Source organism: Planktothrix sp. FACHB-1355 (assembly GCF_014748295.1).
Taxonomy (GTDB): Bacteria; Cyanobacteriota; Cyanobacteriia; order Cyanobacteriales; family Aerosakkonemataceae; genus Aerosakkonema; species Aerosakkonema funiforme_A.
On record NZ_JACJUP010000058.1, the window covers coordinates 1 to 12,260 of the forward strand.

The 12,260-nt window shown below is 45.0% G+C and carries 12 protein-coding genes and 1 pseudogene; 5 read left to right on the forward strand and 8 right to left on the reverse strand.

What is annotated here, in order from left to right:
- Positions 1–110: 110 nt before the first annotated feature.
- Both H6S82_RS05005 and murF read right to left on the reverse strand, forming a co-directional pair.
- Complete coding sequence (locus H6S82_RS05005) at positions 111–671, reverse strand: 3'-5' exonuclease (protein ID WP_190471304.1); 561 nt, start codon at positions 669–671, stop codon at positions 111–113.
- 240 nt (positions 672–911) lie between these two features.
- Positions 912–2,279 (reverse strand): UDP-N-acetylmuramoyl-tripeptide--D-alanyl-D-alanine ligase, encoded by a 1,368-nt coding sequence (gene murF, locus H6S82_RS05010; protein ID WP_190471329.1) that lies wholly within the window; start codon positions 2,277–2,279, stop codon positions 912–914.
- 552 nt (positions 2,280–2,831) lie between these two features.
- Between murF and H6S82_RS05015 the strand changes: the two genes are divergently transcribed.
- Positions 2,832–4,130, forward strand: coding sequence for a hypothetical protein (locus H6S82_RS05015; RefSeq protein ID WP_190471308.1), 1,299 nt, complete (start codon positions 2,832–2,834; stop codon positions 4,128–4,130).
- 178 nt (positions 4,131–4,308) lie between these two features.
- On the opposite strand, the pseudogene H6S82_RS05020 reads toward H6S82_RS05015, so the two are convergent.
- Positions 4,309–4,513, reverse strand: a pseudogene (locus tag H6S82_RS05020) (zinc ribbon domain-containing protein); the annotation flags it as partial.
- Between the two features lie 177 nt (positions 4,514–4,690).
- Here H6S82_RS05020 and rpsU point away from each other — a divergent pair.
- Entirely contained in the window at positions 4,691–4,870 is a 180-nt protein-coding gene (gene rpsU / locus H6S82_RS05025; RefSeq protein ID WP_190471310.1) for a 30S ribosomal protein S21, read from the forward strand.
- A 94-nt stretch (positions 4,871–4,964) separates the two neighbouring features.
- On the opposite strand, the gene pth is transcribed toward rpsU, so the two are convergent.
- From pth to psbH, 3 genes are all read right to left on the reverse strand, one after another.
- Positions 4,965–5,612: an aminoacyl-tRNA hydrolase gene (gene pth, locus H6S82_RS05030; protein ID WP_190471331.1), complete on the reverse strand. Its 648-nt coding sequence runs from the start codon at positions 5,610–5,612 to the stop codon at positions 4,965–4,967.
- Between the two features lie 19 nt (positions 5,613–5,631).
- Positions 5,632–5,904: a TatA/E family twin arginine-targeting protein translocase gene (locus tag H6S82_RS05035; protein WP_190471313.1), complete on the reverse strand. Its 273-nt coding sequence runs from the start codon at positions 5,902–5,904 to the stop codon at positions 5,632–5,634.
- Positions 5,905–6,018: 114 nt separating this feature from the next.
- A complete protein-coding gene (gene psbH / locus H6S82_RS05040) occupies positions 6,019–6,222 on the reverse strand; it encodes a photosystem II reaction center protein PsbH (protein ID WP_190471316.1) in 204 nt (67 codons plus the stop codon).
- Between the two features lie 157 nt (positions 6,223–6,379).
- Between psbH and psbN the strand changes: the two genes are divergently transcribed.
- Positions 6,380–6,511, forward strand: a complete 132-nt coding sequence (gene psbN / locus H6S82_RS05045) for a photosystem II reaction center protein PsbN (protein ID WP_190471319.1) — start codon at positions 6,380–6,382, stop codon at positions 6,509–6,511.
- Positions 6,512–6,895: 384 nt separating this feature from the next.
- On the opposite strand, the gene tnpA is transcribed toward psbN, so the two are convergent.
- The gene (gene tnpA, locus H6S82_RS05050; RefSeq protein WP_191056050.1) at positions 6,896–7,294 is read right to left on the reverse strand and encodes an IS200/IS605 family transposase; all 399 of its coding nucleotides are present in this window, start codon (positions 7,292–7,294) and stop codon (positions 6,896–6,898) included.
- A 51-nt stretch (positions 7,295–7,345) separates the two neighbouring features.
- On the opposite strand from tnpA, the gene H6S82_RS05055 reads away from it, so the two are divergent.
- Positions 7,346–8,506: an RNA-guided endonuclease TnpB family protein gene (locus tag H6S82_RS05055; protein WP_191056051.1), complete on the forward strand. Its 1,161-nt coding sequence runs from the start codon at positions 7,346–7,348 to the stop codon at positions 8,504–8,506.
- Positions 8,507–8,734: 228 nt separating this feature from the next.
- Here the strand turns inward: H6S82_RS05055 and H6S82_RS05060 are convergent, their stop codons facing one another.
- On the reverse strand, positions 8,735–10,096 hold the full coding sequence (locus tag H6S82_RS05060) for an FAD-binding oxidoreductase (RefSeq protein ID WP_190472118.1): 1,362 nt from the start codon (positions 10,094–10,096) through the stop codon (positions 8,735–8,737).
- Between the two features lie 603 nt (positions 10,097–10,699).
- Here H6S82_RS05060 and H6S82_RS05065 point away from each other — a divergent pair.
- Positions 10,700–12,260: GAF domain-containing protein (locus H6S82_RS05065; RefSeq protein WP_191056052.1), on the forward strand; the 1,561-nt coding region annotated here is incomplete at its 3' end.

Here is a 12,260-nt window from a genome sequence, read left to right on the forward strand (position 1 = left end):
TGTGTTCATCTGCGTTTATCTGCTTACATCTGCGGTAAAAATTTAACCCCTAATCCCCACAGATAATCTTTCGTATCAGCCTTACAACACCGATCCAACCGGACACGATATTATTTCTGAATTGGGCGTTTCAATAGCAACTCAGAAAATATCGCCGCGATATTCCAAGCATCATCTCCGCCGCGATGATGCGTACCTTCCAGGGGTAGATTAAGTAACTGCAAAGCTTCGTCCATACCAACTTCGATCGACAAACCATGAACGATCGCAAACAGCGTTTTCACATTAATATGCCTTGTGCCGAAAGGATAGCTAATCTGACGAGATTGGCACTGTCTTTCAAATTGTCGTCTATCGTAATCGCCATAGCTTGCCCAAACTCGCTGATGCGATAAATATTTTTGTTTGAGCATAGCACAAGCTTCGGCAAAGGAAATTCCCGTATCTACTTGCGCCTGAGTTAATGTAGTCAATTGAGTGCAAAACTCGCTGACAGTCGATCGTTCCGGTTTTACTAAAATACTTTCTTTTTCCAGTCGTTTTCCCGTAGCAATATCTAATGTGCAAATACCGATTTCGATAATTTCATTTTCTTGACCTGGTGGTGGCGACTCTGACCAGCAAGTCGCTTCGACATCGACAATAATAATTATATCTAGTTTTTTACCCATGTTTATACCCTTAACTAGCAACTTGAGTATAAATTATAGAAAAATGTTGAAGAGTTTGTACTGTTTAATCAGCTTTATGCCAAGTAGGTTAATCTTTATGAACCTAAAATCGGTCTCTTTCGGTTTCATTGGCATCCGCGATCCGATCCACTTCTCTAATTTATTACAGGGGTGATAAAAAGAATCTCAAAGGGCAGGCAGGATGCCTACCCCACAAGAATTTTTGGAGAGGTCAAATGATTAATGACCAATTTCCAGTTGCCGAAACTCATTGACAACGCGATCGAGTCCCACGGAATGAGAAGCTTTAAAGAGAATGCGATCGCCTTCTCTGACAACCTCTTTCAAACGTTTCACCACATCTGCGTGCGTCTTAAAGCATTCCGATGGCAAAGGCTCGGCTCCTTGGGCGATCGCTTCGGCTTGCGGATCGTCTGCTAAAATCAGCAAAGCGTCGAGATTCAACTCTCGCGCCTTCGCACCGACTTGGCGGTGCAATTGTGAGGATTTCTCACCCAATTCTTTCATCGTACCTAGCACAGCGATATGGCGTTGACCCGGTGTCTGCGCCAGCAAGTTTAGCGCCGCCAGCATCGACTCTAACCCGGCATTGTAAGTTTCATCCAAAATTACAATATCGTTAGGCAATTCGTAACGTTTAGCCCTTCCTTCTGGTAAAGTCACCGACAAACCGGCAGTTAACGGTGTGCGATCGATTTGAAGTACTTTAGCTACCGCCAAAGCAGCTAAATAATTTTGTGCATTATGGCGTCCGGGTAAAGGTAGGGGAAATTCTAATCCTTCCACTCTCAGAGTTTCCAAGTTAATCAGTTCCCCGCGTAAATCTCCCCCTTCTAATCCATAAGTTATTGTTTGCCCTTGCCAGACGGTAGCAGCAGTTTCCATCAGCAAACAATTATCCTGATTGAGAATAGCAACTGCCGTGGGAGAGATTTCGGCAAGTAACTCGCACTTCGCTTGGGCGATCGCTTCCTCCGTGCCCAATATGCCTATATGTGCCGTACCCACATTCGTAATTACACCGATAGTAGGATGTGCTATTTGTGTCAGTTCTGCAATTTGTCCCCTACCCCGCATTGCCATTTCAATCACAGCAAAGTCATGTTCTGGCCCCAGTTCCAGCAGCGTTTTGGGTACGCCGATCTCGTTATTGTAGTTTGCCTGGGTTTTGAGAACGCGCCCTTTGGTGGATAAAACTGCCGCAATCAGTTCTTTTGTCGTAGTTTTGCCAAAAGATCCGGTTACGGCGATGACAGGAATGGGAAATCGATCGCGCCACCAGCTGGCGATCGCTTGGTAAGCTTTGAGGGTGTCTGCCACTCGCAGTTCCGGGAAATCTGCTGGTAACTTGTCATCGACATCCCGCTCTGTAATGATGGCGATCGCTCCTTTTTCAACCGCAGATCGGACAAATTTATGCCCATCAAAATTTTCTCCCCGCAGCGCCAGGAAGACTTCTCCCGGCATCAGGCTGCGCGTATCCGTTGAAATACCCGTTGCCAGTGTCGCCAGAGCTTTTTCAGATAAATTTTTGGGCGAAAGAGCCAGAATTTCAGACAATTGGGCAATGGTGGCGCGAGGCATGATAGGCTATCTGAGTGAGTTTCGAGCAACAGCCCGTACCTTAACAGAATCTTTACAAAAAATCCACATTTTTTGTTTGTATCTTAATTTAGTACCTGAGTGTAAAGTAAAATACTGAGCTATTTTAAATATAGTTAGGTGTATAGTGACAACAAACACAGGGGGTTATAGCCCCTTGACTGTTGATGGCAAACCTGAAAATCTTTTATGAATGCCAACTGTTGACACGATCGCAGGCAGCGGCTCTTAAATTAAGACGATGTAAAATCAGCTTATTTAGGTGATGTAAGTCACAGTTAGCTCCTATATTTCATTACTAAGATTGAGGAAAAATGGAGATAAGCGATTATACTCAGACAAGTTGGAAAATCAATCAAAAAGGGTAAGGCTGAATCAAGTAACTAAAGAGCAACAGCATCTCTCTAGAGAATGATTTTACTCCTATCCCCTTCAGCGGTCAGCCATAGTGAAATATAGTGTAATTGCTAATTATGGAGGATTTAAGTTCTCTAGTAGCCGAAAAATTTACGGCCAGGTAAGGAAGAGGTGAGCGAAGTGACTGCCTGGAAAGACCCATATACGAGGCAAGTACGCCCGGAAGAGCAACAATTATACAAACATTTACTCCACTGGGCACAGGTGGAATCCCCAGATCGTGCGATCGAGCGCTTTCGCAGTTTGTTTATTGACGGTGTGGGGTATCAGGATAGCGAAATTATATCTTTGCTCGATCGAATTGTCAGTTCCAAGCAAGCCGAGCAAGAATTCAAATTTGTCCTCAATCGTTGCTGCCATATTTTGATCAACCGCTGGCAAATGCACCCCCAACACCAAGCAGCAATACCAGAATTGATTGACTTGTTTGAGGAAACGCCTACCAGGACAGGCGGAACGCATTCTGTCCGCTCTCGCTCTGTCAGGCGCTTGCAAGAACTGAATAAGCTTTTTGTTGACAGCGAACAGTATTTAACCCTGCGACGTTTGGCTCAGGTAATGAGTAAAACCGCAGAAGTGAAAAGCGAAGCAAAAACTAAAACTTTGGGCTCGTTAATTCGTCGGTATCCGTATTTGTACGAGCATTGTCTTTTGAGCGAAGACAGTACTTCCGAACATCAACAAACGATCCGACAAATACAAGCTCAAGCGCAAGCACAATTTGAAATTGGATTGTCTCAGTACGTCACCTACCAGGTGCGGCGGAGTCAGTTAGCTCGCAAACAACCGCAGAATGCTTCAAAGATAATTATACCACCAGTAAAAAATCCAACTTTACTGAGCGACCAAGAACTTTTCGGTGCTATTAAACAATATGCTGGTAGAGCAGAAGGGAATTATACATATCGCGACCTAGCCCAAACCTTTTTGACTCACAGTAGCAGAACGCCTTCCTTTCGCTCCTTTAAAAACGACCTCTACTCATATCTGGTTAGCTCGATCGATCCCGAATACGGTAAACGGCAGTTTAATAAAAAACTACATACGCATCTGCAAACTATTCTTTCTCATAATGATTCGCAACAACTGAACGAATTTTTGTTAATTAGAACCTGTAGCCATTTGTTAAACTTTTTAGTGGTTAATAGCCCGCAGCAACCTCAACACTTTGTCTTTATAGATCTAGTTGCAAATGTAGGTATCAACATCACAATGGGTTTATTGTTGAAAATTGTGCTGCTGTGTCGGAAAGTCAAGCCTTATTTAGAAAAGCGGTTTTCCATTCTATTTAACCACTACGAGTCTGACTCTGGAGCCGCTGTTATGTGGCTGATTCAAGCTCTCGAAAATTTAAACGTTGCGCTCAGTATCCATTTTGGTTCGGTAGACCTCTCCTACCTTAACCAACTCGGTAGGTAACAAGGCTGAAGTCAAAAGTCAAAAGTTAAAAGTTAAAAGTTAAAAGTCAAAAAGAACAGGGAGAGGGAAGAGGGAGAGGGAGGAATTTTGACTTTTGACTTCCCCACTCTCCTAGTCGGTTTGACAGAAAGCCAATGAAAAGGTAATTGCAAAAATGCTGTTCTTGACACTCTCCGCCCTAGAAGGGCGAAAATTCTTCGTTCGTAGACTCAACTTGCAAGAGACAGGATTGCTCCAATCAGAGTAGGGATTGAATCTCCCGAAGCGTTCGGATCAATCATCCAAGTTCCGGTATGCCCTACCGTACTCAAGCGTCATTTCAGGATATTGATAACGGCGTTCCAATCTCTATCTAAGACGAATCCACATCTACAAACATGGGTCTAAAACCATCATTTGAGGTGGAACGGCTCTACATTAACTATGATATCCCAGAAAAGCCGTCCTGGAAGGAGGGGGTTTGCATCCGATTTTTCTTGGTCGAAAGCGTTCAATAGAACCCTTACTGGCGTTAGCATGGTGGGGTAATTTATTCAGTGTTGTAGAGCGGAGTAGCAAGAATGACCCAAGTGGTCTTAGGGGAAAATGAAGGACTCGAATCGGCTTTACGTCGATTCAAACGTCAAGTTTCAAGAGCGGGTATCTTGGCTGATGTCAAGAATCATCGTCACTTTGAAACGCCGCTGGAGAAGCGCAAACGTAAGGCAACGGCAGCTCGACGCAAGAAGCGGATGAGATAAAGAGTTGTTGTCTGCCTAGCTAAACGACCCTATTGTCACGAGAGCATAGATGTCCGGTTAACCCCAGGGGGGTCAGCCGGACATCGCTCGCGATTTAGTTGTTGGGTGTGTCGATCGCTCCCACCGTGCGGTTATTGTAGAGACTCATTGCCTTTTCAACTCCTTGCTTGAGGCTGAGCTCTACCGACTGCACGACAAGTTGGAGGACATCAGAAATTAGTTGCGTTTCTGGATCTGAAAATTTACCCAGAACATGGGAAATAGCATCTTTATCTTGAGTAGCCGCTACATTCGGTTTGCCGATGCCAATTCGCAAACGGGGAAAGTTTTGCGTACCGAGATGAGCGATCGCCGACTTCATACCGTTGTGTCCCCCAGCAGAACCAGATAAGCGCAGACGAATTTTTCCCAAGGGCAAATCCATCTCATCATAAATTACCAGCACCGATTCCGGAGGCAGCTTAAACCAATCCGTCACCGATCGAATCGCCTGTCCCGAACGATTCATGTAAGTTAGAGGTTTGATGAGACGGATTTTTTCTCCTGTAGGACTGCGACCTTCCCCGAACAATGCCTGAAACTTGCGATTTTCCGATAAAGAAATTTGCCAGCAACGGCAGAGGGCATCGACAGCCGTAAAACCAATATTATGTCGCGTTTGCTCGTATTTCGGCTCTGGATTCCCCAAACCTACAATCAACTGCGGGATCGCTAACGCGGGTGCAGATTCTGCCGACTTCATCGCATCTAACACCTTAACTTTAACTTTGTTTCGTCGAAGTCGCCACATTATTTTCTGAGTTGGCTGTAGCCACTTGCTCAGATTGTGGAGGTGCCGCCGATTTTACCGCTTGCTCTATCTGCTGCGCTTCCCGCTTAAACTCGTTCTCAAAGTCCTTCGACGCTTCCTGAAAACCGCGAATCGCCTTACCCAAACTGCGACCGATTTCTGGTAACTTTTTCGGGCCAAATATCAATAGAGCTAAAACCAAAATCACCGCCATTTCCGGCAGACCGATACCAAAGATGTTCACAAAAATACCTCCTGGGGAGCCTGAAAAAATTTAGCAGCCACTCCTAGCAAAAAAAACCCGGTCAACCCGGGTAAGCTAAAAATCCATCTATTATCTCTGTCGATCGCGGGCAGATTAGCTACCGAGGCTTCTCCAGTCTACCTTGAAAGTATCGAGGATCAGCGAGGAATTGAAGATCTGCAAAATAATCAACAAAAAGACGAAAAATAACACCATGAAAACACCCATCAGCGGCGTGGTGCCCCAACCGGGAGCAACTTTACCATATTCCGAGTTTAGAGGTTTGAGAATATCTCCCAACAAAGTCCTTTGTGCCATGTCTCACCTAAAACGAATCTGAATACTATGTGTGTTGTACCACAGTGCGGGTGAAGCAGAAACCATGTTACCCCACGACTTGCGTCTAGGGTTACTTGGCAAATTTGTTACGTTCCGTAATATTATAAATGAATAAGACTCATAATTTACCAGACTTATGGAACCTGCAACAGTTCTTAGCATTTCCATCGCCGTTGTTGTGATTGCGATCACCGGCTTTTCAATTTATACGGCTTTCGGGCCTCCTTCTAAGGAATTGGGCGATCCGTTTGAAGATCATGAAGACTGAGGATATCGGGCAAAGGGTTGCGATCGCGCTCAACAGCGATCGATCGCCAATGCCCGATGACCCATACCCTATGCCCGCAAACTTGGTTGTTGTAATTTTATGAATGGCTTTGGGCTGGAGTATAAACTTTTGTAAAAAAACCTGACAACATCCGTAACATCGATCTGCGCTCCCAAGCGTGCATCTGTGACACTCCCCATGCGTAGAATGCAGGGGATTCTAGCTCCGCTGTCGTTGCTTGCCTTTGCAGGTCTTGCGACCAACAGAGGTAGAGGCAACAACTCCACTAGCGTTACTTCCCGGATGCCCTCCGGTAGTGTTTGCACGACTTAGAATAACTTTGGCAGCATTGACCGAAAATGATGGGATTCAAGCCCCGTCCTTCTAGGACGGCTTTTCCTGATTCCTGATGTATTCTTTTAAAACCTCCAGTGGTGCGCCGCCAACCGATATAGCAAAATAACTGGGACTCCAAAGAGCTTCTTTGTGCGGTTTGGTGTAACCAGCTTGCCCGTATCTGCGACTAGAGACACCTTTAAGCGCGTTAACAATTTGTGAAACAGAAAGCTTTGGTGGAAACTCAATCAGTGCGTGTACGTGGTTAGATTCTCCATTGAATTCGAGTACCTTGAAGTCCATCTTTTCTGATACTTCACCGAAAGATTTTTCGATAACCCCCAAGCTTTTGGCTGTAAATACAGACTTACGGTATTTTGTAACACAGACCAAGTGAATTTTAAGGTCTGTAACGCTATGCCTTTCTCTCCGAAATTGGGTTGCCATTTTGTGTAGACCAATATATAATCAAGCTACAGACCAATTTTAGCACGGACAATGAAAGCCAGATACCAGTATCGATTTTATCCCACAGACCAACAGCAACAGAGTTTAGCTCGGTTGTTCGGTTGCGTTCGAGTGGTTTGGAATGATGCCTTGGCTATCTGTAAACAATCCGAGAAGAAGCCCAAGTCTGTTGAACTTCAGAAGCTAGTCATCACTCAGGCAAAAAAGACTGAAGCTAGGGCTTGGTTGAGCGAAGTTTCAAACATTCCATTGCAGCAGTCGGTGGCCGATTTAGAGATGGCTTTTAAGAACTTCTTCGATTCCTGTAAAGGGAAGAGAAAAGGCAAAAAAGTTGGTTATCCAAAGTTCAAAAAGCGAGCTAATAGCCAATCAGCACGGTTTAGAATTGGAGGTTTTTCTATTAAAGACGAAGGTGTTTATCTTGCAAAGATAGGTGTTGTCAAGCCTGTCTGGTCAAGAGAACTGCCTGCAAGTCCTAGCTCCGTAACTGTTATTAAGGACTGTGCTAACCGTTATTTCTTAAGTTTTGTAGTAGAAGTAGAATCTATTCAAATCGATGCCAAGAACCAAAGCATCGGTATTGATTTAGGTATCAACACTTTTGCTGTAATGAGTAACGGTGAAAAAGCTCTTAGTCCTTGCTATAAAGCGCTAGACCGCAAGATTCGTAAGCTTCAGCGCAAGCTAGCTCGTCAGCCAAAAGACTCAAACTGTAGAAACAAAACCCGTGTCCAAATTGCCAAGCTACACAACCAAATCACTGATACACGCAAAGATTTTCTACATAAACTGTCAACCAAAGTCGTTAGTGAAAACCAAACTATCCTATTGGAAGACTTGAATGTGTCGGGCATGGTTAAAAATAGCAAGCTATCCAGAGCGATTAGTCAGCAGGGATGGCGAGAATTTCGAGTTTTGGTTGAGGCAAAGTCTGAAAAGTATGGGCGTAATTTTGTTGTTATTAACAGATGGGAGCCCACAAGCCAAAGCTGTTCTGAGTGCGGCTATAGATGGGGCAAAATTGATTTGTCGATACGTTCTATACTTTGTTTGAATTGCGGCACGGAACACGACAGAGACGAAAACGCATCGGTAAATATAGAAATGGTCGGCATGGGGCATCGGCACGACCTTAAATGTACGTCGAGGGACGGTAAGACTACTTCGGTAGCACGACTCAATGAAGCGTAAAGAATCCCCGTCGCTTCAGCGCGGGGAGTATGTCAAGACAGCTTTGTACTCCAGTACCAACACCCTTGAATCACCTCTCTTTGTTTGCAAAATATGAAAATTGAAGCGAGCAATAGAAGTATTAGTATTAGTGATTTGATAGAAGAATTTGAACCGTGATTAAAATCCCCTACGGGCTTATCCCCATAAATGGAATTTATGGGCTTGCGCCCTTTGAGTTTCGGTCAACTAGAGATCGTGTTCCAGACGTACTCGCATTTTACCTGGATTGAACAGTCCGTAAGGGTCAACCATTTGCTTAAACTCGAGCTGTTCGACATCAACTTTTTTTCTGCCTCCCAGTTCTAAAATGTAAACGTGGGGATTGGCAATGAAAACGCCTTGTTCTTCGTGATAGCGAATGATTTCGTTGAGGCGTTCTTCTGTGGTGTAGCGAACGAGTTGCAATGCGCCGGGAATTGCCGTACCGCCGACGCGGAAAAATTCTAGGTGCATCATCACTTCGTCGCCAAAGCGATCGTACATATGTTCGACGACCTTTAAACTTTTATCTGCTGGAAATATGCTTTGCAAATAGGTTATGGACGCATCGACGTTGCGAGCGTGTAAAGTTGTGTGATTCCAGGTATATTCTGCGAGCTGGAAGCCTTTGCCGACATCTTGTGCGAGTTTCTGATAGGCGATGCTGCCGCCATATTCCCTCACTAAATCTGCCAAGGGTTCTAGGCTGGTTTCTGCTACCATCAACAGGGCGGCGTGGGAGCCATCCGGTATGTATTGACGCAAGGGGGTAAGATAGCTGGGTATTGGCCACGCTGTAATGCAAATCAGTTTTTTAATCATGCCATCGCTGTCAGCCAGGGCTTGTCCGAAGCGAGCTGCTGCCATAAAGCTCTCGAACGTGACGATCGCTTCCGCCCAAGGGTATGCTGGCCCCAAGGGAATCTCTAACTCAGTGATGATGCCATTGATCCCCCAGGCGTGATTTACTTTTTGTACATGGTCTCCGCGCAGTTCGATCGCACGAGGCGTGTCTTCCAGGGTGACGACTCGCAAGGCGAACAGGTTGCCGCGATCTCCGAGCAATCCGTAGTTAATCGAACCGATGCCTCCGCTACCGCCGGCAATAAAACCGCCTATGGTTGCCGTTCGATATGTGGACGGAGACATCCGCATTTCCCAGCCAATTTCCCTTGCCTTTTTATCCAGCTGCGCCAGCTTGACACCAGCTTCTACTCGTGCTATGCCTGGTTTTACCCAGCAGATATTCTGCATTCGCGTCATATCCAGAATGACGCCGCCACTTAGGGGTACGCACTGTCCGTAGTTGCCAGTACCGGCACCTCGCACTGTCAGGGGCACCTTAAATTCCACACAGGCAGCTGCTACGCGCAACACTTCTGCTTCGTTGGCCGGACGGATAACCAAATCGCCTGTTTTTCCTGCCAGCTGGGCTTGTAAAATAGGGCTAAAAGTGTGGTAATCCTGAGATAACTTAGCTACTTGGGTCGCATCGGTAATAATTTCTATCCCTTTCAGGGCAGCAGTTAGGGCATCCCAGTCTCTTGATTTCATTGGTGTTGAGGTCATGTTTTAGTGTTGGTAATTCTACGGTCAACAATATCAAACCCTTGCGATTAATTTCATTCCTCCAGAAGATTATCGATCGTGCTTCTGCTCCTCTGGCCTCACAGTTATTCTTTGAGCGATCGGGGAGTCGTATGCCCTAGTGCAGCACGGCAGAAGTAACCCACCAGAGGGGAAGTAGTTGAATAGCTGACGCTCAAAGGATTTTTGACTTTTGAATGAATGACTTTTGACTTCCGCGTAGCGGCACTAGCTTTTCAGTACTCGCCCAGATGAGTTAAATATTATACTTAGTGTTTTTGGGTCTCCTGCGTCATTTGCTGGGAGGAAGCATCAAGTGGCCAAAAAGACACTTGACACGGCCTCATTCAGCCTCGAAAAGCAGCAGGTACGATGGCACTGTTGTTTTTATATCAAATTTTTATCTTTTTCTTGAGATTTTATACAAAGTTTTAAGTATGTTAAATATAATTAAAACTTAATAGTTAAAAAATGTAAAATTATATACATTGACCTCAAAATAAAATCTTTTGCTTCAGAATCTCGTTTTTGAACAAATACACGCAGACAACATCGGAGAGCGCTCAAAAGAGAAGGTTTATCGGAATGTCGCAGAGAAAAAATACAAAGACATCACAGCAAGGGATAAAGGCAGGAGAAGGCTCTCTTTACGATCGAGAGAGTTTGCTCAATCGAATTGCCACGCGAATTCGTCGCTCTTTGGAACTGCAAGAAATTTTGACGACAACAGTACAGGAAATCCGATCCTTTTTGGGAACCGAGCGCGTAAAAATTTACTTATTTAATACGGATGGCAGTGGAGAAGTGATTGCTGAAGCTCGTCACGGTAATCGACTGCCTTCGTTGCTGGGCCTGCATTTTCCGGCTACCGATATTCCTCCCCATTCCCGTCAAATGTTTCTGAAAGCTCGCCAAAGGGTCATCGTTGACGTGACTTCCAGGCGCAAAACTACCAGTCAGCTGGATTGCCCATCTACCGGAGAAAGCTTGATGGCAGAAGATGTTCGCTATAGTGCGGTCGATCCTTGCCATGTGGAATACCTCAGCGCTATGGGGGTGCATTCTTCTCTAACTGTGCCGATTTTGCACCAAAATCAACTTTGGGGTTTGTTGGTTTCTCACCATTCCAAACCGCGAAACTTTTCAGAAAGAGATTTAAAAATCGTACAGTTGTTGGTGGATCAGGTATCGATCGCGATCGCTCAGTCTAATTTGCTTTCGCGCACTCGCAAACAAGCTCAACAAGAAGCTATTTGCAATCAAATCAGCCGCTTGCTTCATTCACCCCTTAATATTACAGAAATTCGGCAAAAAGTTCTAGAGCAAACAGTCAAAGCTTTACACGGTTCTGGTGGTCGATTGTATATCAACGCAGATGCCACAGGTCAACCCGCTCAACTTTACACCTGTGGTGAAAAACTTACTGCTGGTTGTATTGAAGAAAGCTTATTTTGGCAACGAATTATCAACCATTACAAAGACACTTCCCAAGATAAGACTTCTGAATTATTATTTTTGAATACAGATCTAAAGAATCTCACGGAACACGCCCTAAGTAATCAAAATTTTCCCTACATCATTACCGACCTTTACCGAGAACCTCAATTACAGTTTTTGGAGCCTGCTTTTGAGGAAACTTCCATTCGTTCTCTACTAATTGTGCCCCTGCGATATCAGCAACAATCGGTTGGGTGTATGACAATTTTTCGCAATGAGGTCGAGACAGAAACTTTATGGGCTGGGCGTTTGAATTCAGACGATCGCAACTTGCGACCGAGACAGTCTTTTGACGCTTGGCGAGAAATCAAAAAAGGACAAGCCAAAGACTGGAGTGCGGATGAAATCAAGCTAGCCCAAGCTTTGGGACTGCATCTATACATGGCGGTGATGCAAAGACGGGTCGAAGATACGATCCGACATCAAGCTTCCCACGACCTCCTGACAGGTTTGCCCAATCGGTTACTATTTAACGATCGACTTTCGCTAGCCCTGGCAAATATTCATCAGCGACCGGAAATGTTGGCTGTGGTGTTTCTAGACTTGGATTGTTTTAAGAATATTAACGATACGCTGGGTCATGCTGTTGGCGATCGATTGCTGCAAGATGTCGCCAAACGACTGAAAAATTCCCTGCGGGAAAGTGACA